Source organism: Paenibacillus tarimensis (genome assembly GCF_021532315.1).
GTDB classification, from domain to species: Bacteria; Bacillota; Bacilli; order Paenibacillales; family Paenibacillaceae; genus Paenibacillus_I; species Paenibacillus_I tarimensis.
Window position 1 is genome coordinate 134,193 of sequence record NZ_JAKGAO010000006.1, and the last position, 25,314, is coordinate 159,506.

The 25,314-nt window shown below is 52.0% G+C and carries 25 protein-coding genes; 20 read left to right on the forward strand and 5 right to left on the reverse strand.

Going from position 1 to position 25,314, the window contains the following annotated elements:
- Positions 1-12: 12 nt before the first annotated feature.
- Positions 13-453, forward strand: coding sequence for an RbsD/FucU family protein (locus L1N82_RS05700; RefSeq protein ID WP_235286414.1), 441 nt, complete (start codon positions 13-15; stop codon positions 451-453).
- Positions 454-599: 146 nt separating this feature from the next.
- On the opposite strand, the gene L1N82_RS05705 is transcribed toward L1N82_RS05700, so the two are convergent.
- Positions 600-1,088 carry a DUF6773 family protein gene (locus L1N82_RS05705; RefSeq protein ID WP_235286415.1) on the reverse strand — a complete coding sequence of 163 codons (489 nt, stop codon included), beginning with the start codon at positions 1,086-1,088 and terminating at the stop codon, positions 600-602.
- Complete coding sequence (locus L1N82_RS05710) at positions 1,078-1,281, reverse strand: helix-turn-helix transcriptional regulator (protein WP_407946707.1); 204 nt, start codon at positions 1,279-1,281, stop codon at positions 1,078-1,080. Before L1N82_RS05710 ends, L1N82_RS05705 begins: the two co-directional genes overlap by 11 nt.
- Before the next feature lie 216 nt (positions 1,282-1,497).
- On the opposite strand from L1N82_RS05710, the gene L1N82_RS05715 reads away from it, so the two are divergent.
- Complete coding sequence (locus L1N82_RS05715; protein WP_235286417.1) at positions 1,498-2,502, forward strand: phosphotransferase; 1,005 nt, start codon at positions 1,498-1,500, stop codon at positions 2,500-2,502.
- Between the two features lie 48 nt (positions 2,503-2,550).
- Here L1N82_RS05715 and L1N82_RS05720 read toward each other — a convergent pair whose 3' ends face one another.
- Positions 2,551-2,862 carry a hypothetical protein gene (locus L1N82_RS05720; RefSeq protein ID WP_235286418.1) on the reverse strand — a complete coding sequence of 104 codons (312 nt, stop codon included), beginning with the start codon at positions 2,860-2,862 and terminating at the stop codon, positions 2,551-2,553.
- 184 nt (positions 2,863-3,046) lie between these two features.
- On the opposite strand from L1N82_RS05720, the gene L1N82_RS05725 reads away from it, so the two are divergent.
- Entirely contained in the window at positions 3,047-3,508 is a 462-nt protein-coding gene (locus tag L1N82_RS05725; RefSeq protein WP_235286419.1) for an N-acetyltransferase, read from the forward strand.
- On the forward strand, positions 3,496-3,795 hold the full coding sequence (locus L1N82_RS05730) for a Rieske (2Fe-2S) protein (RefSeq protein ID WP_235286420.1): 300 nt from the start codon (positions 3,496-3,498) through the stop codon (positions 3,793-3,795). The genes L1N82_RS05725 and L1N82_RS05730 overlap by 13 nt, the downstream gene beginning before the upstream one ends.
- Before the next feature lie 55 nt (positions 3,796-3,850).
- Here the strand turns inward: L1N82_RS05730 and L1N82_RS05735 are convergent, their stop codons facing one another.
- Complete coding sequence (locus tag L1N82_RS05735; protein WP_235286421.1) at positions 3,851-5,026, reverse strand: ROK family transcriptional regulator; 1,176 nt, start codon at positions 5,024-5,026, stop codon at positions 3,851-3,853.
- Positions 5,027-5,294: 268 nt separating this feature from the next.
- On the opposite strand from L1N82_RS05735, the gene xylA reads away from it, so the two are divergent.
- From xylA to L1N82_RS05760, 5 genes are all read left to right on the forward strand, one after another.
- Positions 5,295-6,608, forward strand: a complete 1,314-nt coding sequence (xylA, locus tag L1N82_RS05740) for a xylose isomerase (protein WP_235286422.1) — start codon at positions 5,295-5,297, stop codon at positions 6,606-6,608.
- Positions 6,609-6,726: 118 nt separating this feature from the next.
- Positions 6,727-8,223 (forward strand): xylulokinase, encoded by a 1,497-nt coding sequence (gene xylB, locus L1N82_RS05745; RefSeq protein ID WP_235286423.1) that lies wholly within the window; start codon positions 6,727-6,729, stop codon positions 8,221-8,223.
- A 169-nt stretch (positions 8,224-8,392) separates the two neighbouring features.
- Positions 8,393-9,388, forward strand: a complete 996-nt coding sequence (locus tag L1N82_RS05750; protein WP_235286424.1) for an aldose 1-epimerase — start codon at positions 8,393-8,395, stop codon at positions 9,386-9,388.
- A 5-nt stretch (positions 9,389-9,393) separates the two neighbouring features.
- Positions 9,394-9,966 carry a GNAT family N-acetyltransferase gene (locus L1N82_RS05755; protein ID WP_235286425.1) on the forward strand — a complete coding sequence of 191 codons (573 nt, stop codon included), beginning with the start codon at positions 9,394-9,396 and terminating at the stop codon, positions 9,964-9,966.
- 236 nt (positions 9,967-10,202) lie between these two features.
- The gene (locus tag L1N82_RS05760) at positions 10,203-11,372 is read left to right on the forward strand and encodes a methyl-accepting chemotaxis protein (protein WP_235286426.1); all 1,170 of its coding nucleotides are present in this window, start codon (positions 10,203-10,205) and stop codon (positions 11,370-11,372) included.
- Positions 11,373-11,381: 9 nt separating this feature from the next.
- Here the strand turns inward: L1N82_RS05760 and L1N82_RS05765 are convergent, their stop codons facing one another.
- A complete protein-coding gene (locus tag L1N82_RS05765; protein WP_235286427.1) occupies positions 11,382-12,260 on the reverse strand; it encodes a LysR family transcriptional regulator in 879 nt (292 codons plus the stop codon).
- A 188-nt stretch (positions 12,261-12,448) separates the two neighbouring features.
- On the opposite strand from L1N82_RS05765, the gene L1N82_RS05770 reads away from it, so the two are divergent.
- The 11 genes from L1N82_RS05770 (at position 12,449) to L1N82_RS05820 (ending at position 25,313) form a co-directional block, all read left to right on the forward strand.
- Positions 12,449-13,426, forward strand: coding sequence for a phosphate ABC transporter substrate-binding protein (locus L1N82_RS05770; RefSeq protein ID WP_235286428.1), 978 nt, complete (start codon positions 12,449-12,451; stop codon positions 13,424-13,426).
- Between the two features lie 72 nt (positions 13,427-13,498).
- Positions 13,499-14,401 (forward strand): phosphate ABC transporter permease subunit PstC, encoded by a 903-nt coding sequence (gene pstC, locus L1N82_RS05775; RefSeq protein WP_235286429.1) that lies wholly within the window; start codon positions 13,499-13,501, stop codon positions 14,399-14,401.
- A complete protein-coding gene (pstA, locus tag L1N82_RS05780) occupies positions 14,398-15,285 on the forward strand; it encodes a phosphate ABC transporter permease PstA (RefSeq protein ID WP_235286430.1) in 888 nt (295 codons plus the stop codon). The genes pstC and pstA overlap by 4 nt, the downstream gene beginning before the upstream one ends.
- 13 nt (positions 15,286-15,298) lie before the next feature.
- A complete protein-coding gene (gene pstB, locus L1N82_RS05785; protein ID WP_235286431.1) occupies positions 15,299-16,057 on the forward strand; it encodes a phosphate ABC transporter ATP-binding protein PstB in 759 nt (252 codons plus the stop codon).
- Positions 16,058-16,194: 137 nt separating this feature from the next.
- Complete coding sequence (gene pstB, locus L1N82_RS05790) at positions 16,195-16,950, forward strand: phosphate ABC transporter ATP-binding protein PstB (protein WP_235286432.1); 756 nt, start codon at positions 16,195-16,197, stop codon at positions 16,948-16,950.
- A 28-nt stretch (positions 16,951-16,978) separates the two neighbouring features.
- Positions 16,979-17,638: a phosphate signaling complex protein PhoU gene (phoU, locus tag L1N82_RS05795; protein WP_235286433.1), complete on the forward strand. Its 660-nt coding sequence runs from the start codon at positions 16,979-16,981 to the stop codon at positions 17,636-17,638.
- A gap of 212 nt (positions 17,639-17,850) precedes the next feature.
- Entirely contained in the window at positions 17,851-19,311 is a 1,461-nt protein-coding gene (locus L1N82_RS23410; RefSeq protein ID WP_235286434.1) for a GGDEF domain-containing protein, read from the forward strand.
- Positions 19,304-20,533, forward strand: a complete 1,230-nt coding sequence (locus L1N82_RS05805; protein ID WP_235286435.1) for an EAL domain-containing protein — start codon at positions 19,304-19,306, stop codon at positions 20,531-20,533. Before L1N82_RS23410 ends, L1N82_RS05805 begins: the two co-directional genes overlap by 8 nt.
- Positions 20,534-20,722: 189 nt before the next feature.
- Entirely contained in the window at positions 20,723-23,392 is a 2,670-nt protein-coding gene (gene polA / locus L1N82_RS05810; RefSeq protein ID WP_235286436.1) for a DNA polymerase I, read from the forward strand.
- 66 nt (positions 23,393-23,458) lie between these two features.
- On the forward strand, positions 23,459-24,406 hold the full coding sequence (mutM, locus tag L1N82_RS05815; protein ID WP_235286437.1) for a DNA-formamidopyrimidine glycosylase: 948 nt from the start codon (positions 23,459-23,461) through the stop codon (positions 24,404-24,406).
- A 169-nt stretch (positions 24,407-24,575) separates the two neighbouring features.
- The gene (locus L1N82_RS05820) at positions 24,576-25,313 is read left to right on the forward strand and encodes an MntP/YtaF family protein (RefSeq protein ID WP_235286592.1); all 738 of its coding nucleotides are present in this window, start codon (positions 24,576-24,578) and stop codon (positions 25,311-25,313) included.
- The last annotated feature ends 1 nt before the right edge of the window (position 25,314 follow it).

Below are 25,314 nucleotides of genomic sequence, written 5' to 3' on the forward strand. Positions count from 1 at the left end.
GGAGTCGATGATATGCTGCATGGGATACCGAAGGTAATTTCACCAGAGCTGTTGAAGGTTCTTATGGAAATGGGGCACAGCGACGAAATTGTCCTGGCGGACGGCAATTTTCCCGCTGCAAGCCATGCTGCACGCCTGATCCGCTGTGACGGTCACCGGGTGCCGGAGCTGCTCGACGCGATATTGCAGCTGTTCCCGCTGGATCAGTATGTGGATAAACCCGTATGCCTGATGCAGATTGTCCCGGGAGATACGGCGAAGACGCCGATTTGGGAGGAGTACGGGCGTATTATCGCGGGCCGGACCGGGCTGCAGACTCCTTTTGAAGAGGTGGAACGGTTTGCGTTCTATGAGCGGGCGAGGAAGGCTTACGCTATTGTGGCAACTAGCGAGAGTGCCCTGTATGCGAATCTGATTTTGAAGAAGGGTGTTATCGCAGAAGAGCAGGTGTGAGCATTGGCCCGATGACATGAGCCAGAATGAGGGAGTGTCCCATAAGTCATCCACATGACCTGGGGCACCCCCTTAATACGGTGACTACTTTTTGATTCGCCCTTGCTGCATTCGGCCAGGCAGAGGGAACAGGACTGCATCAGCGGCTAGCTGTTGCCGGAAGACTTCTTGAACAGTCGTGCGGCCCGTTTTGCGAGATAAAGGAAGCCGTAGATGACGACATAGATAACGATCATAGCCAGAAGGCTCTGGGCCCAATCAACCCAGCCGGACGGCAGTACCTCCATACCTCTGTAAACTTTTCTCCAGCCTACGTAGAGGGCGAACGCAATGAAAAACGTGACTTCTTCGGTTCGCTTCTCCTTCAACTCATCCGCTTCGAGCAGGTCTTCGTCACGAATCCTGAAGGTAATATTTCGAATAAAGACGTACAGGATGAAGACCCCAAAGACAGCGGCGCTAAAAGCCCATTCCGACAGCGGTCTGTCAAGGAACACGCCTCGTATGACCATGTCGAGGAAGCTGATGACGGCTACCAGGAAGCCCGCCTCCGCATAGGATCTGTACTCCAGCGCCTGCACCCGTTCATCATCATGCACCGTTATTTTCATCCATTTTCTCATACTATCTTTCATGTTTCTTCCCCTCCCAAAATAAATCATCCAACGTCTTATCCAGTGCCTCCGCCAAATCAATACACAGCTTTAAGGTAGGATTGTAGCTGCCTGACTCAATCAAACTGATTGTCTGTCTAGTGACATTTACTTTACGTGCAAGCTCAATTTGGGTGATCCCTTTCTCCAGACGCGCAAGCTTTACTTTGTTGATAGGCACATTTACGAAGCCTCCTTGTAAGTAAACTAAACCTTTCATACGTAATATATAATTTACATTAGGCAGATATAGATTACATTGCTGGGGGTGAAAATGTCAAGACTTTCCCTGGAAGCTGCAGGTATGTTTTACTGGCAGTAGGTAGAGTTAAGACGGGTTAAGCCAAGCTAGCCTGCTGAAGTCAAGGCTGTAGCAGGGCAGGGTGGGAGTTTGAATAGGGAAGAGGAGAGTGTGGATGTGATCCGGACAGAGGAACAGATTCAGGAGGATATACTGGCAGCTTGTCAGCATCTTATTGGCAGGCAGCAGGATGTTAAGCCGGTTAAGCGCGGCTGGTTGAATTTGAAGTGGAAGGTCGTGACGGACTCAGGCACCTTCTTGATCAAACAGTATAATCCCGAGAGGTACAGGCTGTATAAACAGGACAAATTAATGCTTGCGCTGAATGAGCAGGTAAGGCTGCATGCGGCAGGTCTGGCCTGCCCGCGGCTGCTGACAGAAAACCAGACGATTATGTTTGCATCAGAGCAGGGTGACTTATTCATCGTCATGGAGCATTGCAGCGGGGAGGTGGTTCCGGCAGGTCAATTGAATGCCCCCCAGCTGTTTGAGCTGGGTAAGTCCACAGGCAGAATGCATCGTCTCTTGAACGATGGAGCCCTTAACATTGCTTTACCGGTATTTGAACCTCCACGGAAGCAGGCGCGGATTGATCACTGGAATACCTTGTTCAGAGAACTGCCAGCAGACAAAATAAGCCATCTCGCAGATGAATTTGAGCTGCAGAGAAAAGCGACCGAAGCCTTTAGCATGGATTTGTTAACGTGCCTTCAGTCTGGTTGGGCGCACCGCGACCTATGGGCGGATAATTTGTTGTTTGCAGGAGACAGGCTGTCGGCGATATTGGATTTTGACAGGCTGGATTATGACTATCCGCAGGCGGATGCCGCCCGGGCGGTCATGTCCTGCGCCTGGAACGAACAGGAGCTGGATATGCGCCTGGCTTCTGCATTTATGGAAGGCTACGCGGAGGAGAGGCAGACTGCGGAAGGGTACTTAACCAATGGTCTGCAGCTGCTGTGGTATATGGAAAGCACATGGTGGATCACAGGAGATATGGACAGCCACAGCGTTCCGCCTGCGCGTTTTGCCAGAGAGATGCGGTGGCTGGCCGAGAATATTGCGTATTTGCCTGATATGCTGGACGGCCTCTAAACGGTAATCAGCTGTGCTGCCGGAAGATTGATTTTCACAAAAAAAGGCCTACGCCCTTGAAGACTTCCTCATGGAAATACTCTTCAGCTCGAGCAGAAGCACAACCGGGTACAAGACCAACAAGAATATAGTCAGGTATAACGATGTTTCATAGGCTAGTCTGAACCGCTCTACAGACCAGCGATCCTCGCCGAGTATCCAGTAGGCTGCCTGATTCGAGACGGCAATACCGTCTTCTCCCCGATTGACCAAGCTCTGTGTATAATTCTGGCCAAGACCGATCAGCGCGATGATAGATAATGCTGCTGTAAGTGTCAGACCTTTGGAGTAAGGGCTTACGCAGCCGAACCGCTTGAGCAATAAGTCACAGCTGCGACAAAGAACAGGCTCAGGACTGTAATAAGCATGGCTTTATCCCCCTTATTAAGATAACATGCCGGATGAACCCGGTTATAAGTTGAATATAACATAGCAGGAAGTTATGGTGAATACTGGGTGGGAATTGTAATAGTTGTAATTGCCCCACAGGAAAGGAGGAGCAGAAATGCTAATAAGGAAAGCTGTTGAAGCAGATTACGATGAGCTTGTGCAGATTTGGCTGGAGGGGTCAATCGATGCTCACCACTTCGTCGACCCGTCATACTGGAGGTCTATGGCGGAAGATATGAGAACAAAGTATCTCCCAATGGCAAGCACTTATATAATCGAACATGATGGAGCAGCGGCAGGGTTTGTGTCTATGGTTGACGATTATCTCGCAGCATTGTTCGTAGCTTCGGAGCATCAGCATCAAGGGAATGGAAGAGAGCTGATCCGCCACGTCAAGCAGCTGTATGATCGCATTCAGTTAAAGGTCTATCAGCAAAACGATATGGCCCTGCAGTTTTACAAGCGCGGCGGATTTGTAATCGCAGAAGAGGGGATTGACGAGCACACGAAGGAACAGGAATATGTTATGGTATGGCAAAAGAATGAAGCAGGAGGGGTTGCAGGATGCAGCAGGTGACACTTGGCAAGCCGGAGAGCTTTGAACGTTTTCCAGCGGAGGTAAAAGTAGAGGGGCGCGAATACTATTTGATCCGGCATGAGGGAGAATACGTGCTGTTATCACGAAAGTGTCCACATTCGGGCTATACCGTCGAAGTGGAAGGTGGGGAGCTGTTCTGCCCGCTTCATGGATGGACCTTCGATATGGAGAGTGGACAATGTTTGAACGTGCGGTCTGCCGCGCTCGCTTCCTATAAGGTGGAGGTTCTCGACGGTCTGTTGGTGGCAGAATTGGGGGAGCGCTAACGACAGTCTTCGGACAACGCTCCCTCCCGATTGTTATGAGTTCCTTTTCCGGAATTCAGTCTTGCCCTTCAAGCCCGCTCTTCACACGCTCGAAGAAGCCGCTTATGGCATAGTAGGCTGCGCCCCGCACAGCAGAGCGTTCCTGCTGCTCGGCAAACAGAATTTGCATGCCGCTACGGTGATAGGGGAGTGTCCGCCGGGCAACGGACTGACGGACTGCGTCTCCAATCCAGCTGCCGGCCAGACTCATAGTATTCCCGATAATGACTGCGTCCGGGTTAAATACATTGACGATATTGGCGATGCCGACTCCCAGGTATTCGCCTGTTTGGCCGAGCAGCTTGAGAACCTCCGGGTTACCCGCTTCAGCTTCGGCAAGCACCGCTTCCATTGATGAGAAGCCAATCGGGGCAGCGAGCTCGAGCAGCGCGTTCTCGGAGGCATACAGCTCCCAGCATCCTTTGTTGCCGCACCGGCACTGCTTGCCGTCAAGGGATATAGACAGATGGCCGAGCTCACCGGATAAGCCGGAAGCTCCTTTGTACAGCTCTTTATTGATGATAATGCCTGTCCCGATTCCGATTCCTACACTGACGTAAATCTGATGGGCGATTCCGCGGCCCGCTCCGTATTTCTGTTCCCCTTGGGCGCCTGCATTCGCTTCGTTGTCAATGGTAACCGGCAGATTGAACTCTTCCTCCACCAGCCGGCTGAGCGGCGTGAGCTCCCATTCAAGATTGGGCGCGAAAAGAATCGTGCCTGACTCATCCACGATCCCCGGTACGCCGATGCCAATTCCTACCACACCATACGGGCTTGCTGGAGCGCTGCTGATTAAAGAACGGATGCCCTCATAGAGGAGGGGCAGCACCTCTGCCTGGCTTTTGCCTGGAAGCTTGACACGCGTTTCCTGAATGATTTCCCCGCGAAGGTCTGTCAGGACACCACGGATATAATTGACGCCGAGATCTATGCCAACGGCATATCCTGCCTGACTGTTAAACAGCAGCATGACCGGCTTGCGGCCGCCGCTTGATTCGCCCATGCCGATCTCAAGCACAAGATGGCTTGCAATCAGATCCTGGACAAGGCTGGATACCGTTGCTTTGTTCAGACCAGTTTTCTCGGAAATTTGAGCTCTGGACAGCGGGGCGTGGGTGAGTACGCATTCCAGTACGATAGCGGTATTAATCTTCTTTATGAGTGCTGCGTCTCCTGTTGACTTCTGCATGGAATGACGTCGACCTCCAGTTAGGTAAGGTAGGGCTAATATTCAGATAAAAGGCCATCTTAATAGTGTAGCATGACAGCTATGCAGCAACCAGTGTATTTTGAGGCGCGGGCATCAGCTGATTTGAAGGCGGGCCTGTAACAATTATAACACAAAAAAACTTAGTTTGTTTAGTAGACAAACTAAGTTTGATGATGCTACAATACGGGTGAAACGTTTTCAAAACGTATATGACGATCATTTCAAATCCGGGAGGCGTGTCAAACTTATGGCATACTTTGATAATGTGGGCAAGATTCAGTTCGAAGGAAAAGGCTCCGATAATCCTTTTGCGTTCAAGCATTACAATCCGCAGGAGGTCGTTCTCGGCAAGACGATGGAAGAGCATCTCCGGTTCGCAGTTGCATACTGGCATACCTTTACAGGTGAAGGCTCCGATCCGTTCGGCGTTGGCACGGCTGTCCGCAACTGGGACCGTTACAGCGGCATGGATCTGGCCAAAGCCCGAGTGGAAGCTAACTTCGAATTCCTCGACAAGATTAACGTTCCTTATTACTGCTTCCATGACCGTGACATTGCGCCGGAAGGTGCAACCCTGCAGGAGACGAACAAGAATCTCGATGTTATTGTCAGCATGCTGAAGGACAACATGGCCTCCTCCGGGAAGAAGCTGCTCTGGAATACGGCAAATATGTTCACGAATCCGCGGTTTGTGTTCGGCGCAGCAACGGCTGTGAATGCGGATGTATATGCTTACGCTGCAGCGCAGGTGAAGAAAGGCCTTGAAGTTGGTAAAGAGCTTGGCGCCGAGAACTACGTGTTCTGGGGTGGGCGTGAAGGCTACGAAACGCTGCTCAACACGGATATGGCCCTGGAGCTTGATAACCTGGCCCGCTTCTTCCAGATGGCGATCGCTTACGCGAAGGAAATCGGCTTTGACGCCCAGTTCCTGATCGAGCCGAAGCCGAAGGAGCCGACGAAGCATCAGTATGACTTCGACGCAGCAACCACTATCGCATTCCTGCAAAAGTACGGTCTGGCTGATAAGTTCAAGCTGAACCTGGAAGCAAACCATGCCACGCTTGCCGGACATACCTTCGAGCACGAAATCCGCGTGGCTGCAATTAATGGTATGCTGGGCTCGCTGGACGCGAACCAGGGCGACCTGCTGCTGGGCTGGGATACGGATGAATTCCCGACTGACCTGTACTCCACTACACTGACCATGTTCGAAGTCATCAAAGCCGGCGGCATCGGACGCGGCGGCATTAACTTCGATGCAAAGGTACGCCGCGGCTCGTTCGAGCAGGACGATCTGTTCCTGGCTCACATCGCAGGCATGGATACCTATGCATGGGGCCTAAAGGCTGCAGCCAAGCTGATTGAAGAGCGTGTGCTGGACAGCATTGTAGAAGAGCGCTACCGCAGCTTCCGTGAAGGCATTGGGGCTGATATTGTATCCGGCAAGGCGACACTTGCCAGCCTGGAGCAGTATGCTCTTCAAAACAACCCGATCAAGAATGAATCAGGCCGTCAAGAGCGCATCAAGCTGATGATCAACGAGATCATTTACAGTGTATAAACAATAACGGCAGGGCTAAGCAGGAATCAACAGTTCTGCTGGCAGCCGTATAGGAACAGCCGGTCGCAAGGCCGGCTGTTCATGCCTTATTTTAACATTGGCGGGAGGATGTCTTCACATGAGTTATGTTATCGGGATAGATTTGGGTACGAGTGCAGTCAAGGCGCTTCTCGTTGACCGCGAAGGGAAGATCCGCGGAGAAGCTTCGGTAGGCTACCCGCTCTTTCATGAGCAGACCGGATGGAGCGAGCAGAGACCGGAGGATTGGGTTAAGGGTACGCTCCAGGCGATTCGAGACGCGGTTACAGCTGCTGGCGTTGAGCCGTCTCAGGTAGAGGGAATCAGCTTCTCCGGGCAGATGCATGGACTTGTGCTTCTGGATGCTGACCGCAAGCCCGTACGCAATGCGATTCTCTGGAATGATACACGGACAACCGAGCAGTGCCGGGAAATTGAACGAACGCTTGGCGCTGACCTGCTTAACATTGTCCGTAATCCGGCGCTGGAGGGCTTCACGCTGCCCAAGATACTGTGGGTGCGTGAGCATGAGAAGGAAGCGTTCAGCCGCGCAAGCCTGTTCCTGCTGCCGAAGGATTATGTCCGTTACCGGCTGACTGGCGAGCTGCATATGGACTACTCCGACGCGGCCGGCACCTTACTGCTGGATGTGGCGGATAAAGTTTGGAGCAGGAGGGTGCTGGAGGCGTTTGATCTGCCGGAAAGCTTCTGTCCTGCGCTTATCGAATCGCATGGCTTTGCGGGCACTCTGCTTCCAAGCATCGCTGAGCAGTGCGGGCTGTCGCCAGCGACGAATGTATATGCCGGCGGAGCGGATAATGCCTGCGGCGCCATCGGCGCGGGCATTCTTACTGAAGGCTTGACTCTCTGCAGTATCGGGACCTCCGGTGTAATTCTGACCTATGAGAACAACAAAGACTCCGATTACGGCGGCAGGGTCCATTTCTTCAACCACGGTAAGGAAGATGCCTATTATGCCATGGGCGTGACCCTTGCGGCGGGTTACTCGCTCAGCTGGTTCAAGCAGACGTTCGCCTCCGGTGAATCTTTTAATGAACTATTGAAGGGAATTGGCGATGTCAAGCCGGGCTCCGGCGGACTGCTCTTCACGCCGTATATCGTCGGTGAGCGAACTCCGCATGCTGACGCCCAAATCCGCGGCAGCTTCATAGGAATGGATGGTTCGCACAAGCGTGACCATTTTGCAAGAGCGGTTATGGAGGGCATTACGTTCTCGCTCCATGAATCGGTTGTGATTTTCCGTGAGGCGGGCAAGACGGTGGATACGATTGTATCGATCGGCGGAGGCGCGCAGAACCCGGTATGGCTGCAGATGCAGGCGGATATATTCGATGCCAGGGTAGTTGCGCTGGAGAATGAGCAGGGACCAGGTCTCGGAGCGGCTATGCTGGCGGCGTATGGCGCGGGCTGGTTTGCGAGCCTGGAGGAATGCGCGGGCAAGTTCGTCAAGCATGCAGCCGCCTACACGCCAAATCCAGATACAGTGGAGACGTATAAGAAGCTGTTCAGCATCTATCGCGATGTCTACAGCAGCACGCAGGAGCTTAATAGCCGCCTTGCAGCTTTCAGGGGCTGAGGGGACGGTGTAATATAGAGGAAACAGCCATCCGAAGGGTATTGCAGGATGGCTGTTAGCCGTGCCAGGAAAGCTAGTGGCAAGCCGCCGTTCCAAGCTGTCAGGTTTAAACGGCATCCCGAATTATGGTATGCTATACACGTACATAGCCAAGGGAGAGTGAACACGAATGAGTTCATGCACTGCGTTTGAAGGAATCTATCAAGGCGAGAAGGCGATCTGGCTGAAGGCTGGCCGTTATGAGGCAGCTTTCCTGCCTGGTGTTGGCGCCAATCTGATCGCGTTCCGCGACACAACGAGCGGAAGCCGCTTTCTCCATGAGCCTGCTGAGAATGAAATGCCAGCATTCAAGGCCAATCCCGGCATCCACGGCATTCCTGTGCTGTTCCCGCCTAACCGCTACGAGGACGGCAAGTTCCCGTGGAATGGACGCGTTTACCAGCTGCCAGTGAATGAAGAAGCGACGGGCAACCATCTGCACGGCTTTGCTCATACAGCTGTCTGGAAGGTGCTGCAGTTCGGCGGATCGAACCGCGAGAGCTTTGTCGAGGCAGCGCTTACTGTCGATGAGGAGCATTCAATCTATCAGTACCTGCCGTTTCGCTTTACCATCCGGATTAAGTACGTGCTGAGTGAAGACGGCTTGTTCCAGCACATCTTCGTCCGTAATGACGGTAAGGAAGCTATGCCATGCCTGCTTGCATTCCACACAGCCATTAACGCACCGTTCACACCTAATGGCTCCGCCAAGGACTACCGCTTCAAAGCGACGATTGGCGAACGCTGGGAGCTAAACGAGCGGATGCTTCCGACTGGCAAATTCCAGCCTCTTTCTGATCAAGAGAAGCAGATACAGGGCGAGGGAATCTATCCTTTCTTCGAAGCGCTGGACAACCATTATACGGTAAAGCCGCAGAACGGACGGAACCTGATGGAGCTGACCGATACCAAAGAAGGTATCACGCTTGTCTATGATGTCGGTACCTCGTACAAGCAGTGGATGATCTGGAACAATGGTGCGACGGAAGGCTTCTTCTGCCCTGAGCCGCAGATCAACCTCGTGAATGCGCCGAATGTTGATCTGCCTGCGGAAGAGATTGGCTTGTTCAGCCTCGCTCCCGGCGAAATTTGGGAAGAGCGTGCGCGTCTCTACATTAAAGGCTAACCGGAATGCCCAGACTGATCGGCGGCCGGGTGATGCTGAGGGAGTACCGCGCAGATGACTTTGCGGCGATGCGCAGGTGGGTGAATGATCCGGAGATCGTCAACCAGCTGTCAGACATCTTCCTATATCCGCATACGGAGTCTTCCACAGAGTCCTTCCTGAAAGGACAGATTGAAGGCGGCTCTGACCACAAAGGCTTCGTAATTGCAGACAGTCAAACGGAAGCCTATATCGGCCAGATTGATCTGTTCCGGATCGACTGGAAGAACCGCAGAGCTGAGCTAGGCATCGTCATTGGCGCCAAAGAGCTTCAGGGTAAGGGCTATGGATCGGAAGCACTGCAGCTGCTGCAGGATTTCGTCTTTAACCGCATAAACTTCAACCGGCTGCAGCTTGAGGTTTATGACTATAACGAGCAAGCCTATGCCTGCTACCGTAAGGTCGGCTTTAAGGAGGAAGGGCGTCTCCGTCAGGCTTACTTCAACGGAGGCAGGTATTGCGACATCATTGTGATGAGCCTGCTCAGAGAAGAATATGTGAATCATCTGCATGCTGTGCAAGCAGAAGCGGGAGAGTGAACAATTTGCAGAGACCAGCCGTTATTCCGGCTGGTCTCTCTGTTTTGCCTGCGGCTAATGAATCTATAACTCATAGAAAAAGCAAAAAAATGGATGTATATGTCGAAATTTAACACTCCGTTTACAATTCTCTTGACTGCAATTGATCTAATATACCTACGATTAGGGCATATAGGAGTCTTAGGTCCTTATCAGGTACACGTCTGACGATCCAGCTAGATAGGAGAGGTTGTAGTATGGAGGTATTAGTAAAAGAAACGGGCGCACCGGCTTCAGTTCATTCGGATACGAATGTCTCATTCCATGATAAGGGTCAGGAAAGGCTGACCAGCACAGCAGCGGATTTTATACGGAATACTGCAATTGCGACCCAGGAACATACTTGTGAGGAAGTGGCAAGAATATTTGGGAGGCATAAAGACGCAGAGTGCGTTGTCGTTTGTGATGAACAAAAGCGACCAGCGGGACTTGTGATGCGGGACAAGTTTTTTCGGCAGCTGAGTCAGCGCTTTGGAGCGGCACTGTATTACGAGAAGCCTATTGCTGTGCTCATGGACCATCAGCCTTTCGTCGTGGATGCCGATCTGCCGCCTCAGCAGCTTCTTAAGCAGGCACTTGGCCGCACAGAGGACAGATTGTATGACTGCGTAGTTATTGTGAAGGATAGCAGGTATGCGGGCGTTTTGACCATGGCGGATTTGCTGGGTCTCTCGAATACGCTTCAGAAGCAGGCAGTTACCCAGCAGGTGCAGACCATTCACCGGACGGGCAAGCTGATAGAGGAGATTGAGTCCGCCGTTCTGCAGGTTAATGAAGCGAGCACAGCTGTTGATGCCTTATCGGAGAGAATGACAGTTATGACCGTTACCGGCCAGAAGGAACTGAACGGAGTTTCCCAGGCTTTCCAGGGGCTATCTGAACGGACACTCCGCCAGGAAGAACAAATAGGCGAGCTGCAGCTGCGCGCCAGATCCGTTGGGGAGGTTTCGCATTTCATACGTGAGCTGGCCGAGCAGTGCGGGCTCCTGGCGATTAATGCTGCGATCGAGGCGGCCAGGGCCGGTGAGCACGGAAGAGGTTTTGCGGTAGTGGCTGATGAAGTCGGTAAGCTGGCTGCTCAGACGAAGAGCTCTGCTGAACGGATATCGGGTATGATCGATGCCATCTTTGAAGCTGTTGTTCAGGCAGCTGACCTGGTGAGAGTGACCAGAGAAGAATCTCTGACAGCCGAGAATTCGGTGGTTCGCACCGTTGCCGTATTCGACCAGCTGCTTGCGGCGGCAGAGGACAGCAGTAGAAGTGTAAAGCAGATGCTGGAGCTTACACGTCTCGCCTGCGCGCAGACATCTGATGCACAGGAGGGGATCAGCCGCCTTGCGAATCAGATCGAGACGGATCGGCTGTAACACGCGTATCTAATGTCCGGGGTCCATAAGATAGGTGAGCAGCGTCCTTATGGACTCCGTATTCACATGCTGATCCGGCCATATGGCGTATTGGTGCCATACAGGCAGATCGACTTCATTCAGATCGAGGCGGATTAATCGGCCCCTGTTCCATTCTCCTAGCACAGCTTCAGGCAGCAGGGTTAAAAAACGCCCCCCCGTTACGGTATTAACAATGAAATCGACAGAATCCGAGAAAGCAGGCGAGTTAATAGTCAGATGATTGGCGGCTGCCCAGGTAAGCAGCTGCTCGGTCAGAGAGGTATGCAAAACAAACTCATAACCGCTTAATTTACTTCCTTCGACAGCATTCTGGGCTGCAGCCAGCGGATGGGATGCTGATGCTAACAGACAGACCGGTGATTGTATGATTTCCATGACCTCACTGCCTCCCGGATCTTTTCCAATCCTGCCTGTAAAGAGCACATCAATTAGCCCCTCAGTAAGATATTCCTGTAGAGTATGTTCATTTCCTGTCGTAACCGAAACCGTACTTCCTGACTCCTCCATCCAGAGCGTTAACTTATCCGTAACCCCCAGAGCAGCTGCCATAATGCTTGAGCAGCCAATTCGGTAATTCCGGCATCCGTTCCTTATTTCCTCCATCCGTTCCAGTGCTTCTGTATAAAGTGTATCGATTTGTTTAGCATAAGGGAGAAGAAGCCTGCCTGCATCCGTAAGCAGCACTCGGCCGTTCCTTACCTGGAACAGCTTGACTCCCCACTCATTCTCCATTTTCTTCATGTGAAAGCTGACAGTGGGCTGTTTCATTCCGAGTGCATTCGCTACAGCTGTCACCTGCTTATAGCGGCCAATCAGCCGCAGTATTTTTAGCTTGAGTAAAGACATTTATCTTCTCCTTAACGAATGTTTCATTATGTATTGAGTTCATCTATATTATACCCGCTCATATATAAATATTGTATATTTATTTTGCATTCAGTTAACATTACGTTAATAGTCCGCAAATGACAAGCTTCTACAATAAACATTGTAAACAAACACAAATAGGGATAAGGAAGGGGAAACATTTAAAAATGAAGAAGTCTTTGATGTTCGTTATGTCTATTGTATTGGTATTCACACTTGCTGCATGCGGAGGCAACAATAACAGCGGCACTGCAGGAGGAAATAATAGCACGAATAAAGGTGCAGCTGGCACGAACGAGGGAGCAGGTACAAACACTGGCACTGGTAATGAAGGAACAGACGCGGGAACTGAACTGAGCGGTTCATACCTGGCAACTGGTTCTTCCGCGCTTCAGCCGCTGGTTGACCAAGCTGCTCAAATGTTCATGGAGAAGAACAGCGGTGTAACGATTCAAGTTCAAGGCGGAGGCAGCGGTACGGGCCTTGCACAGGTTTCCGAAGGACAAGCTAACATTGGTAACTCCGACGTATTCGCAGAAGAGAAGCTGGATGCTGATAAAGCAGCAGAGCTAAAGGATCATCAGGTAGCGGTTGTGGCAATGGCAGCAGTTGTTAACCCAGAAATAACGGTTGACAACCTGACAAAGCAGCAGCTGGTTGATATCTTCACTGGCAAAATCACGAACTGGAGCGAGGTTGGCGGCGCTGATCAGAAGATCGTTATCGTAAACCGTCCGGCAAGCTCCGGTACTCGCGCAACATTCGAGAAGTATGCTCTTGGCACAAAGGCAGAAGACCTGCAGGGTATGATTCAGGAAGATTCCTCGGGTACAGTTAAGAAGCTGGTTGGCGAAACACCGGGCGCTATCGGTTACCTTGCTCTGTCCTACCTTGATGACACTGTAAAAACAGTGAAGTATGAGGGTGTGGAAGCTACAGAAGAGAACGTTGCTAACGGTACTTATCCGGTATGGGCTTACGAGCATATGTACACGAAGGGCGAGCCTGATGCAGCTCTCCAGGCATTCCTTGACTACATGGTAAGCGACGAGGTTCAAAACGGTGTCGTTGTGGAGCTCGGCTACATCCCAGTAAGCAAAATGCAGATCGTTCGTGACATCGATGGTAACGTAACTCAAAAATAAAAGCTCGATCATTTACGATCAACAAGAGGCGGACTCTATCCGCCTCTTGTTGGGCGTCTAAAGGAGAGGTATATGGCTCGGTCAGTCGAAAGAGAGAAAAGAAGTAAACATCTGACGGAAGAGTGGGTAGGCCGTGTATATACGCTGATCTGCGTTGGGCTCCTGGTATTAACGATCTTCTCTATGGTTTACTTCGTGGCATCCAAAGGTCTGAGTACATTTTTTAAAGATGGTGTAAATCCCATCGATCTGTTTACGGGTGTCAAATGGGCCCCTGAGGGTGAGCCGCCATTATTTGGCGCACTTCCTTTCATAGTTGGCTCGTTCAGTACGTCCATTCTTGCGGCACTAATCGCTGCGCCGCTTGGTTTTTGTGCGGCAGTATTCATCGTTGAGCTTATGCCCAAATTCGGCAGGAAGGTACTGCAGCCGGTTATTGAACTGCTCGCAGGCATTCCTTCCGTCGTATACGGATTCGTCGGACTCAGTGTTATTGTCCCGTTCTTCCGGGATATCTTCCCAGGACAAGGCCTTGGCTTGGCGGCTGGCGGCGTGGTGCTCTCCATCATGATTCTGCCGACAATTACCACTATTGCAACTGATGCGCTTGCAGCTCTTCCGGCAGGGCTAAAGGAAGGCTCCTATGCGCTAGGCTCAACCCGCTGGCAGACCATATACAGAATTGTACTTCCCACCACCCTTCCAGCCCTGTTGACAGGAATAGTACTGGGCATCGCGAGGGCGTTTGGGGAAGCGCTCGCCGTACAGATGGTCATAGGTAACGCGCCTCACATACCTACATCCTTGTTTGAATCGGCTTCCACGCTGACAAGTGCGATCACGCTAAGTATGGGGAATACCATTATGGGAACCGCGCATAACAACGCGCTGTGGACACTGGCGCTTATTTTGCTGACCATGACCTTCGTGTTCGTATTTATTGTCCGGTGGCTGGAAAGGAGATCGAAGGTATGAAGGCAAGAACAGTCGACAAAATTGCAACAGGAATCATCATGGCCGTGGCCGGCTTCATTATCCTTCTGCTGGCAGGGTTCTTAGCCTATATTATTGTGAGAGGCTTCGGCCATATCAGCTACGACTTCCTGACTTCTCCGCCGCAGACATTCCGGGAGGGCGGCGGTATCGGGCCGCAGCTGTTCAACTCCTTGTTCCTGTTGGTATTGACCATGATGATTACAATTCCTCTTGGTCTTGGGGCAGGTATTTATATGAGCGAATATGCTAAACCAGGCCGTTTGACGGACTTCATCCGCCTGACGGTAGAGGTTCTTTCGTCCTTTCCATCGATTGTAGTAGGCTTGTTCGGCCTGCTCGTGTTTGTTAATGTATTTGGTTTCGGCTTTTCGCTTTTTTCAGGCGCACTGGCCTTGACCGTGTTCAATTTGCCGCTCATGGTGAGAATCACGGAACAGGGCCTCAGAAGTGTACCGCGGGAGCAGAAGGAAGCAAGTCTTGCCCTCGGTATTTCCAAGTGGAAGACGATTACTTCTGTCATGCTGCCAATGGCCGTTCCGGTAATCCTTACGGGTACCATTCTGGCTTCAGGCCGTGTGTTTGGTGAAGCGGCTGCGCTGTTGTTCACGGCAGGCATGAGCTCGCCGCGTCTCGATTTTGGCAACTGGAATCCGCTAGACCCGACATCACCGCTGAATCCGTTCCGGCCTGCCGAGACACTCGCCGTTCACATCTGGAAAATCAATTCGGAAGGAATTGCTCCCGATGCCAGAGATATTGCCGCCGGAGCCTCAGCTGTTCTTGTTATGACGGTGCTGGCTTTCAACCTGATTGCAAGATGGCTTGGCCGATTGGTTTACCGTAAATTCACATCATCCAGGTAGTGGGAGGAACAACATGCAGGACATTGGGCTTAAATCCAAAAATCTAAGTGTCTTTTATGGGGAAAAGCAGGCAGTAAAGGATATTTCCCTGGATTTCGCCGCCCGGCAGGTGACTGCTCTGATCGGTCCTTCGGGATGCGGCAAATCGACGTTCCTCCGAAGCCTGAACCGGATGAACGATCTGATACCTGGCGCGAAAATTACGGGTGAGGTATGGATTGGGGACCAGAACATTCTGAATCCCAAGACTGATGTGGTGCTGCTGAGACAAAAGATTGGCATGGTATGGCAGCGGCCGAATCCGTTTCATAAATCGATCTACGAGAATATTGCCTTTGGCCCCCGTTATCACGGGATACGGGATAAGAGGAAGCTGGACGAGCTTGTCGAGCAATCGCTGCGCAAGGCAGCGTTATGGGAGGAAACCAAGGACCGGCTGCATAAGTCGGCGCTTGCTCTCTCTGGCGGCCAACAGCAGCGTCTATGTATCGCCCGGTCGATTGCGGTTAAGCCGGACATCATTCTGATGGACGAGCCGGCATCAGCCCTGGATCCGGTCTCGACAGCGAAGATCGAAGAACTGATCGCTGAGCTAAAGCAGGAGTACTGTATTATAATTGTGACGCATAATATGCATCAGGCAGCAAGGGTCTCCGACCGCACCGCTTTCTTTTTGATGGGCGAGCTTGTGGAGTTCGATAAGACCGACAAGATGTTTACTAACCCGGCGAATCAGCAGACAAGTGATTACATATCGGGTCGGTTCGGGTAAGAGGGGCTATCTTTTACAAAAACTTAGCTTAATCCTGTCTTTGAGCAGATAATCGCCTGATATACTCAATGCGCTGAATGGACGCTACCCTATTGCGGGAGCGGTCAAGATGAATTGAAGCCGGAGGAGAAACGCGGATGCAGGTACTAATCGACATTAAGAACTTAGATTTATATTACGGAGAATTTCATGCCTTGAAGAAGGTATCGATGAGTATTCCCGAGAAAGCCATTACAGCGTTTATCGGGCCATCAGGCTGTGGTAAGTCAACACTGCTCAGGACGCTGAACCGGATGAACGATATGATACCGGGCACTAGGATTGAAGGCTCCATCAGAGTTGGAGACACGGATATTTACGGTTCGGATGTCGACGTGGAAACCCTGCGCAAGAAGGTAGGCATGGTATTCCAGCAGCCTAATCCGTTCCCTAAATCCATCTATGATAATGTGGCCTACGGTCCAAGGCTGCATGGCATTACCAAGAAGCATGAGCTTGATGAAATTGTAGAGAAGAGCCTGCGTTCTGCCGCGCTGTGGGACGAGGTCAAGGACCATCTGAAGCGTTCGGCGCTTAGTATATCAGGCGGCCAGCAGCAGCGTCTCTGTATTGCACGCGCTCTTGCCGTTAACCCGGATGTGCTCTTGATGGATGAAGCTACATCCGCTCTTGACCCGATTTCAACCCTTAAAATTGAAGAACTTGCACAAGAGCTGAAAGACCGTTATACAATTGTGATGGTGACGCATAATATGCATCAGGCTGCTCGTGTCTCCAATCAGACGGTGTTCTTCCTTAACGGTGAAGTGATTGAATATGCGGATACCGAGAAGCTCTTCTCCAATCCGACGGATCAGCGCACCGAAGATTACATCAGCGGCCGATTCGGCTAACAGCGGAAGTGAAGGGGGCAAAGCACTCATGACAAGAAGAACTGAATTTGATCAACAGCTAGATGCGATGCAAAAGCTTCTCATTCAGATGGGTACGCAGGTAGAACAGGCAATTGCCGGTTCAATGCGCGCTTTGCAGGAAGTGGATGTGGTATTGGCCAAATCGATCGTTCGTGACGATGCGGAAATAAACCAGATGGAAGAGCGGATTACAGAGATGGGCACCATGCTGATCGCTACGCAGCAGCCGGTAGCCAAGGATCTTCGCCGCATTCTGGTTGCCTTCAAAATCTCCAACGATCTCGAGCGTATGGCGGATCTAGCCGTTGATATTGCTAAGGTTGTACTCCGTCTGGAAGGCGAGGATTTAATAAAGCCACTCATTGACCTCCCGCGGATGGCCGAAATTGTACAGGTGATGACATATGAATCGATCCAGTCGTTCATTAACGAGAATGTGGATTTAGCTTACAAGATGGCTAAGGATGACGATACGGTGGATGCACTGTACAGCCAGATTCTCAGAGAACTCTTCTCGCTGATGGTGGAGAATCCGAAGACTGCCAGCCAGGCAATGCTTCTGAGCTTTGTAGGCCGTTACATCGAGCGAATCGGCGATTATGCGACTAACATCGGGGAAAATGTTGTCTACCTTGTTACCGGTAAACGTCCGGATCTGAACGTGTAGCAGCATCATCAGCTTACAAGAAGAGATCGATATAAGAGCCGCTGGCCGATGGGCCAGCGGCTTTTCCTATCCATACGTTGGCAGTTTATAGGTCTTATTTCTCATAACTTTTACATAAACTTAACACTTCAATGATTCGAATTTCACACTTGACTGGTAAAATATTCGTATATTAAAGTCGTATGTTGACAATATCCGCGAGGAGATCGACAGTGGGCGAAATCGGATTTGGGTTGCTTGACCGGGAAATGGTTCGACGGATTACAGAGAGATGGCATGAGGGTGGAGTAGGTGTCTTATATGTACAGCTTCAGGATGCAACGGAGACCGTTCTGCATTCTCTTGGAGCCTGGGCACAGGAAGAGAGGCGTATTTTCTGGCACTGTCGGATGAACAGGGAGTACTTCTTTTTTTTGAACCGTAAGCTTGGTGGAGAACGGCTGGAAGCTTTGCTTCATAGTACGGTTCAGGAGCTTCGCGACCGGATAGGCTGTGAGGCTGGAGACGTTGTGAATGATATGTATATTGGCATGAGCAAAATCGTCCCTACCCACACCGGTCGTTCTGCAGAAACTCTCATATACAATGCGGTGAAGGAAGCGTGGAGTGAAGCAGGCTCGTTAAGCGGACATTCGGAACCCAACGCTTCACCACGCCGTGAAATGCCGGGACAAAAGGGGACTGGGGTTGAGCATTATGCTTCCCAAATAGGCGAGCTGGCAACAATTATCCCTGTTTTCCCTCTCCACACGAGAGTGGCGGATGCAGCCCGTTTATTTGAGAACGATCCCACTGTGCTTGGTGCTGTTGTGGTAGATGGCAAGCGCCCGGTTGGGCTTATTATGAAAGAAAAGCTGCATCAGCTGCTGGCAGGCCAGTTCGGACTGCCCCTTTACTGGAACCGGTCCGTGGAGAAGGTTATGGATGCCGACCCGCTGATAGTGGAATACAGCACACCGGTTGAACAGGTGTCTACACTGGCCATGAGCAGACATTTTACCAAGCTGTATGATGTGGTGACAATTACAAGAGACGGAGAGATGGCTGGCGCGGCTACGATTCGTTCCATTCTGGAGTACATTACCAAGCTTCGCACAGAGGCAGCTATGACTGCGAATCCGCTAACCGGATTGCCCGGCGGGCAGCGCATTCAACAGGAGATCATGCACCGCATAGATGCGGGCAAGCCCTTCTCTGTCATCTATGCGGATTTGGATTACTTCAAGTGGTTTAATGACTGTTTCGGATTCCGCAAAGGGGACGAGCTGATCCGCTATACAGCGGATTCTCTGCAGCAGGTCGTGGCTCTGCTGGGTTCACCCGGCGACTTCATCGGACATATCGGCGGGGATGACTATATCGTAGTTACGGAAGCGGAGGACCCTGAAGCACTTTGCAGTCATTTGATCTGGCGGTTTGACGGAGGGGTACAGTCGTTCTATGGCGGTATGGAAGTATCGTGCGTTGTAGACCGGAGCGGGAATACTGTGGATTGCGAAGGGGTTACCTTATCGCTGTCTGTTATGCAGTGGGACGGCTATCAGCCGGTTACGCCCGAAATGTTCTCGGAGCTGTCGGCACGCCTGAAGAAGCAGGCCAAGCGCACCAAAGGCAGTGTATACGTAATGGAAAAAATCAGCGATAGCAGCATGGAGTTGAACGGGCATGTATAAACCATTTCGCAAAGCGACTGAAAGCCAGCAATCGGAACAGCATAATGATGGTATGGTCGGGGTTATTTATTTGGGGTTAAAGACAGGGGAAGAATTCCAGGAGCCGGTATACAGCATAAAGTCGATCCCCGGTTGGAGGCAATTTGCGGATGGGGCGCTAAAAAATATCCCCCGGCAGGATGTTGTCATCCAGGCTGTCAGATGGATCGGGGATGATCTGTTTGTCCTGCTCCAGAGACCGGGCCATCCTGAGGAAGGATTCTGGGAGTGGCTGTTGGAGCTGTCCCGCACGATCCGCTCGGAATGGGCTGAAGGCTGGAAGGCAGAGTGTGCAAGCTCGCTATCCTATAGTGATTCAGCCGTGCTTCACGCCGGTATTTCAGCATATCGCGCTTCCTGGAACACAGAGGAAGATATTCAGCTTCGCCATAACGGGATGAAACGTGCACTGGTCCACGGTCAGCATCCCATGGCTATTGAACAGAGTCTGCGAAAGCTGGCATTGAAGAACATTCTCGGGCAGGATGGCCTTTACCCGGTTTATCAGCCCATCATCTCGGTTCAGGATGGAAGCTGCTTCGGCTACGAGGCCCTCACAAGGCTGGTTGACAAAAGCTGGTTTGACGGACCGCTGCCGCTGTTTAAATTTGCTGGAGAAGAGGGTGCGGTGTACTGCCTCGATACCTTGGCTAGAGAGAAGGCGATTCAAGGATTCATGGCTCCCGGGAAGCAGAAGATATTCATCAACCTGACGGCCCATATTATGGATGATCCCAGGTTTACAGCCGGTCAGACACTGCAGCTGCTTAGCAGCAAAGGTCTTTCGCCTTCCAATGTCGTGTTCGAAATTACGGAACGGACATCAATTGAGGATTTTGGAACGGCCAAGAGAGTGCTCTCGCATTATCGCAATCAAGGGTATCAGATTGCCATCGATGATGTAGGTGCCGGATATTCCTCTTTGCAATCCATTGTTGAACTGCGTCCAGATTATATCAAGATTGACCGCTCGCTCGTCCAGAATATCCATCAGGATGAGATGAAGGAGCAAATAATGAGTACGTTTGTAGAATTTTCGGGCAGAATGGGAATCTCCGTTGTAGCGGAAGGGATTGAACAGCAGGAAGAGCTCGACAAGGTCAAGGCAATGGGAGTGGGCTATGCTCAGGGGTATCTGCTCGGCCGCCCCCGGTCGTTTGCTGAAGACCCTGCTACCGCTTGAATGAACCCGTTTAATATAGATATAACAGGGCTGCTGCCGGTATGAGGACATGATGTGTCCAGCCGGCAGCAGCCCTGTTTGGCTGCTGCAAGAAAGCTGAAATAGCCGAATAGAAGTACAGCTGACGGTTCGCAGCCCATCCGCGTTGTATGTTATGATAAAAGGAGAAGATTAAGGTGAGGTGCCAGGATGGAAAAATGGATGCTTATCGACGGAAACAGCATTGCTAACAGGGCTTTTTATGCGATGCCGCCGCTTACCAATTCCGCGGGTTTACATACAAATGCCGTTTATGGATTTACGACGATGCTCTTAAGATTGATTGAGGAAGAAAAGCCAACCCATATCCTGGTTGCTTTCGATGCGGGGAAAATCACGTTCCGCCACGAAGGCTACGAAGAATATAAGGGAGGACGGGCCAAGACTCCTCCCGAGCTGTCCGAGCAGTTTCCTGTTCTGAAGGATCTTCTTAATGCCTTTGGCATCGCTCAATTTGAGCTTTCGGGCTATGAGGCGGACGATATTATTGGAACCCTTACCCGCATGGCGGATGAGTCGGGGCGCGAAACACTGGTCGTGACAGGCGATAAGGATATGCTCCAGCTTGCCTCTGAGCATGTTACGATCGCAATTACTCGCAAAGGAATCAGCGAGGTGGACCGGTTCACGCCGGAAGCCATAGGCGAGAAATATGGCCTGACACCTGCCCAGATTGTGGATCTGAAGGGCCTTATGGGTGATGCTTCCGATAATATTCCCGGCATTCCCGGAGTTGGTGAGAAGACAGCCCTGAAGATGCTGCATGAGTTCGGCTCAGTGGAAGAAGTGCTGGCCAATACGGACAAGCTGAAGGGCAAGATGAAGGAGAAGGTTGAGACACATAAGGAAGATGCGGTTATGAGCAAAAAGCTGGCCACGATTTTCCGTGAGGTGCCGCTTGAGAGCAGTGAAGACGAGATGGCTTACAAGGGCTACGATAAAGCTGTATTGTCCGGGGCATTCCGCAAGCTCGAATTCAAGTCTCTGCTGGAGCGGCTTGATTTGACAGGCGGTGTGGATGGTGAATCCGGGGAAAGCGGGGCTGCGGTGCAGTCAGCAGAACTGGATATTGTCCTGCTATCAGAGGGTGATATGAGTCAGCTGAAGAATGAGGAGCTTGCGTCGATTGAGAGTATCTATGTGGAGGCAGCGGGAGAAAATCCGCATCATGCCGAGGTTCTGGGGATTGCTCTAGCGGCCGAAGGGAAGGTCTATGTCGTTCCCTATGATGTAATGGTTTCCGAAGCAGCCGCGAAGCTGCAGGGATGGCTAGCCGATGCAGAAGTGAAGAAGAGAGGCTATGACCTGCACAAGGCGGCACTTGCCTTGTCATGGAAGGGCATTACACTGGCCGGTGCCGCTTTTGACGTACTGCTCGCGGCTTACCTGCTTGATCCGACGGACAGCGGCCAATCCCTGAATGCACTTGCGCTACGGTACGGCCTTCCTGCCGTTCCGGCGGATGAAGAGGTATACGGCAAGGGAGCAAAATTCAAAGTTCCGCCGCTGGAACAGCTTGCCCTGCATCTGTCGCGCAAGGCTGATTCAGTGCGCCGGATCGCCAGGCATCAGGAAGAGGAACTGGAGAAGAACGGCATGAACCGCCTTTACCACGAGCTTGAGCAGCCGCTGTCGGATGTGCTGTGCGGGATGGAAAAGCAGGGGATTACCGTCAACGCAGGTGAACTGGAGGCTCTGGGAAGTGAGCTGAGCACCCAAATCACACGCTTAATGGAAGCGATCTATGAGCATGCCGGCGACAAATTCAATATAAATTCTCCTAAGCAGCTGGGTGAGGTGCTGTTCGACAAGCTCGGACTGCCGGTCATGAAGAAGACAAAGACCGGCTATTCGACCGATGCCGATGTACTGGAGAAGCTGGAACCATACCATGAGATAGTACGGCTTATTCTCGATTACCGGCAGCTGGCGAAGCTCCAATCCACCTACGTGGAAGGGCTGCTGAAGGAAATCCGCAAGGAGACCGGCAAGGTGCATACCTACTACCGCCAGACCATTGCCGCAACGGGACGTCTCAGCAGCCAGTTTCCCAACCTGCAGAATATTCCGATCCGGCTGGAGGAAGGCCGCAAAATCCGCAAGGCTTTCGTACCGTCTGAGCCGGGCTGGTATATTCTTGCGGCCGACTACTCGCAGATTGAACTCCGTGTGCTAGCCCATATTTCGGGTGACGAAGGGCTGAAGGAGGCCTTCCTCACCGATATGGATATCCATACCAAGACAGCGATGGACGTATTCGGCGTGTCGGCCGACGCCGTGGACGGCAATATGCGCCGGCAGGCCAAGGCGGTAAACTTTGGGATCGTCTATGGAATCAGTGATTTTGGCTTGTCCCAGAACTTGAACATCACCCGCAAGGAAGCGGCTGCCTTCATTGAGCAATATTTTGCCGCCTTCAAGGGCGTTCGCCAGTATATGGATGATATTGTGATGAAGGCACGCCAGGACGGTTATGTCACCACCTTGCTGGAACGCCGCCGCTATCTGCCGGAGATTAAGGCCTCGAACTTTAATCTGCGCTCCTTTGCAGAGCGTACGGCCATGAACACGCCAATCCAGGGGACTGCCGCGGACATTATTAAGCTGGCGATGGTGAAGATGGACCAGACGCTGAGAGAACGCGGGCTGAAGAGCCGGATGCTGCTGCAGGTGCATGACGAACTTGTCTTCGAGGTACCGGAGGATGAGCTGGAGCTGATGAAGACGCTGGTTCCGGAAGTAATGGAGTCGGCCCTTGAGCTCGATGTCCCGCTGAAGGCGGATGTGAACTATGGCGTCAATTGGTATGAGGCAAAATAATGTCTCTTTCGGCTGAAGGAAGCGGGAGAAGCGGGTTTCCGGTATAATAGTCATGAGGTGATTAGAATGCCGGAATTGCCGGAGGTTGAAACGGTCCGAAGGACCCTTATAGAATTAGTTGCTGGACGAACCATTGAACGGGTGACAGTTACGCTGCCCCGAATTATACAGCGACCGGCGGAGCCGGAGCAGTTTGCAGACATGCTGGCTGGACGCAGAATCGAGACGGTGGAACGCCGGGGGAAGTTTTTACGCATAGTGCTGGATGAGCTTGTGCTTGTCTCCCATCTGCGGATGGAGGGGCGGTATGGTCTATACAAGTCCGATGAGCCGGTGGAAAAGCATACGCATGTCATTTTTCATTTTACGGATGGAACAGAGCTGAGATATAAGGATGTGCGGCAGTTTGGCACGATGCATATCTTTTTGCCAGGTGAGGAATTCCAGTATCCTCCGCTGAATAAACTGGGTATAGAACCGCTGGACGGGGTGTTCACGCCTGAGTCGCTACGCAGCGCGCTTGGCCGCCGCACAACGAAGATCAAGCCGCTGCTGCTTAATCAGCAATATATCGTTGGGCTTGGCAATATCTATGTCGATGAAGCCTTGTTTGCAGCCGGGATTCATCCGGAGCGGACAGCCGATACCCTCAAGAAGGATGAGTGGATTCGTCTGCATACGGCTATTGTGGAAACGCTCGGACGGGCTGTTGAGGCAGGCGGATCATCGATTAAATCCTATGTGAACGGACAGGGTGAGATGGGCCTCTTCCAGTATAGCCTGCAGGTATACGGTCGTGAACAAGAGCCATGCCGGCGATGCGGGTCAGTTATCAGCAAGAGTGTGGTTGGCGGACGGGGGACACATGTCTGTATCCAGTGTCAGCCGCTGGGGAAATCACGCAGTACGGCAGCCCGAAAGGCTTCAAGCGGTGTCCTGCCGGCTGTCCGCGAGGAAGGCCGGAAGGGTAAGCAGACGGCCAACCCGGTTAGGAAGCATTTTGGGAATCTGTAAAACCGGTTATCTAAGTCCGCATGGTGACGATTCACCACCATGCTCTCCCCGCATATGATGTTACCAAACATGTGGGCTTAGGCGCGCAGCTTATCCGGTTCGGAGTGCCCGGTGCTTCTGAAGCGACGGATGAGCATGAAGCGCCGGTCCCGGGGAGGTACATCAGTTGCTGTTGCATTTGCTATCGCTGCTGCTGCTGGCGCTGGCTGTCAGCCTGGACGGCTTTGGGGTCGGGATTACTTACGGGCTTAGGCAGATACGGATACCCGTTTTCTCGGTTGTCATTATTGTGATCTGCTCGGGGCTTGTCATCTGGGTCTCCATGCTGGCAGGCGGCTGGTTGACGGGACTGCTGTCACCCGCTTTTGCCAACTATATAGGGGCAGGCATCTTGATTGCTATTGGGAGCTGGGCGCTGTTTCAGTTTTGGCGCCAGCATCTTGCGCTATCCGATGAAGCTTCTGACGACCCGTGCTCAAAAGGGCAGGCTGACGTTGGAGCAAGTCGGGCGGAGGCCCATTGGAACGACAGGACGAAGACCGAACAAGGGGAGCCTGTTTCGGCGGTCACGCTGATTAAGATCGAAATCAAGCGCTGGGGACTGGTTATTCAAATCCTGCGCTCCCCCCAGGCGGCTGACATGGACCGCTCAGGTACGATATCGTCGTATGAAGCCGTCCTGCTCGGTGCAGCCTTGTCACTGGATGCGTTCGGCGCGGGACTGGGAGCCGCGATGCTTGGCTTCTCGCCTTTGTTTACTTCCGTTTTGATCGCTTTTTCCAGCGGACTGTTCCTGCTGATGGGACTGCATGTCGGCTTCCGATTTGCACATTGGGACAGAATTCGTACACTGGCGGTCATGCCGGGATTGATTTTGATTGTACTGGGTATTACTAGACTGTTATGAG

Bases quoted from the DNA above. Each gene is read 5' to 3' on its own strand.
- polA (WP_235286436.1), top strand. From the start codon at position 20,723: ATGGAAAAATGGATGCTTATCGACGGAAACAGCATTGCTAACAGGGCT.
- L1N82_RS05725 (WP_235286419.1), top strand. From the start codon at position 3,047: ATGCTAATAAGGAAAGCTGTTGAAGCAGATTACGATGAGCTTGTGCAG.
- L1N82_RS05750 (WP_235286424.1), top strand. From the start codon at position 8,393: ATGAGTTCATGCACTGCGTTTGAAGGAATCTATCAAGGCGAGAAGGCG.
- L1N82_RS05755 (WP_235286425.1), top strand. From the start codon at position 9,394: ATGCCCAGACTGATCGGCGGCCGGGTGATGCTGAGGGAGTACCGCGCA.
- pstB (WP_235286432.1), top strand. From the start codon at position 16,195: ATGCAGGTACTAATCGACATTAAGAACTTAGATTTATATTACGGAGAA.
- xylA (WP_235286422.1), top strand. From the start codon at position 5,295: ATGGCATACTTTGATAATGTGGGCAAGATTCAGTTCGAAGGAAAAGGC.
- L1N82_RS05735 (WP_235286421.1), bottom strand. From the start codon at position 5,026: ATGCAGAAGTCAACAGGAGACGCAGCACTCATAAAGAAGATTAATACC.
- L1N82_RS05700 (WP_235286414.1), top strand. From the start codon at position 13: ATGCTGCATGGGATACCGAAGGTAATTTCACCAGAGCTGTTGAAGGTT.
- L1N82_RS05765 (WP_235286427.1), bottom strand. From the start codon at position 12,260: ATGTCTTTACTCAAGCTAAAAATACTGCGGCTGATTGGCCGCTATAAG.
- phoU (WP_235286433.1), top strand. From the start codon at position 16,979: ATGACAAGAAGAACTGAATTTGATCAACAGCTAGATGCGATGCAAAAG.
- pstB (WP_235286431.1), top strand. From the start codon at position 15,299: ATGCAGGACATTGGGCTTAAATCCAAAAATCTAAGTGTCTTTTATGGG.
- pstC (WP_235286429.1), top strand. From the start codon at position 13,499: ATGGCTCGGTCAGTCGAAAGAGAGAAAAGAAGTAAACATCTGACGGAA.
- mutM (WP_235286437.1), top strand. From the start codon at position 23,459: ATGCCGGAATTGCCGGAGGTTGAAACGGTCCGAAGGACCCTTATAGAA.
- pstA (WP_235286430.1), top strand. From the start codon at position 14,398: ATGAAGGCAAGAACAGTCGACAAAATTGCAACAGGAATCATCATGGCC.
- xylB (WP_235286423.1), top strand. From the start codon at position 6,727: ATGAGTTATGTTATCGGGATAGATTTGGGTACGAGTGCAGTCAAGGCG.
- L1N82_RS05805 (WP_235286435.1), top strand. From the start codon at position 19,304: ATGTATAAACCATTTCGCAAAGCGACTGAAAGCCAGCAATCGGAACAG.
- L1N82_RS05760 (WP_235286426.1), top strand. From the start codon at position 10,203: ATGGAGGTATTAGTAAAAGAAACGGGCGCACCGGCTTCAGTTCATTCG.
- L1N82_RS05770 (WP_235286428.1), top strand. From the start codon at position 12,449: ATGAAGAAGTCTTTGATGTTCGTTATGTCTATTGTATTGGTATTCACA.
- L1N82_RS05730 (WP_235286420.1), top strand. From the start codon at position 3,496: ATGCAGCAGGTGACACTTGGCAAGCCGGAGAGCTTTGAACGTTTTCCA.
- L1N82_RS05705 (WP_235286415.1), bottom strand. From the start codon at position 1,088: ATGAAAGATAGTATGAGAAAATGGATGAAAATAACGGTGCATGATGAT.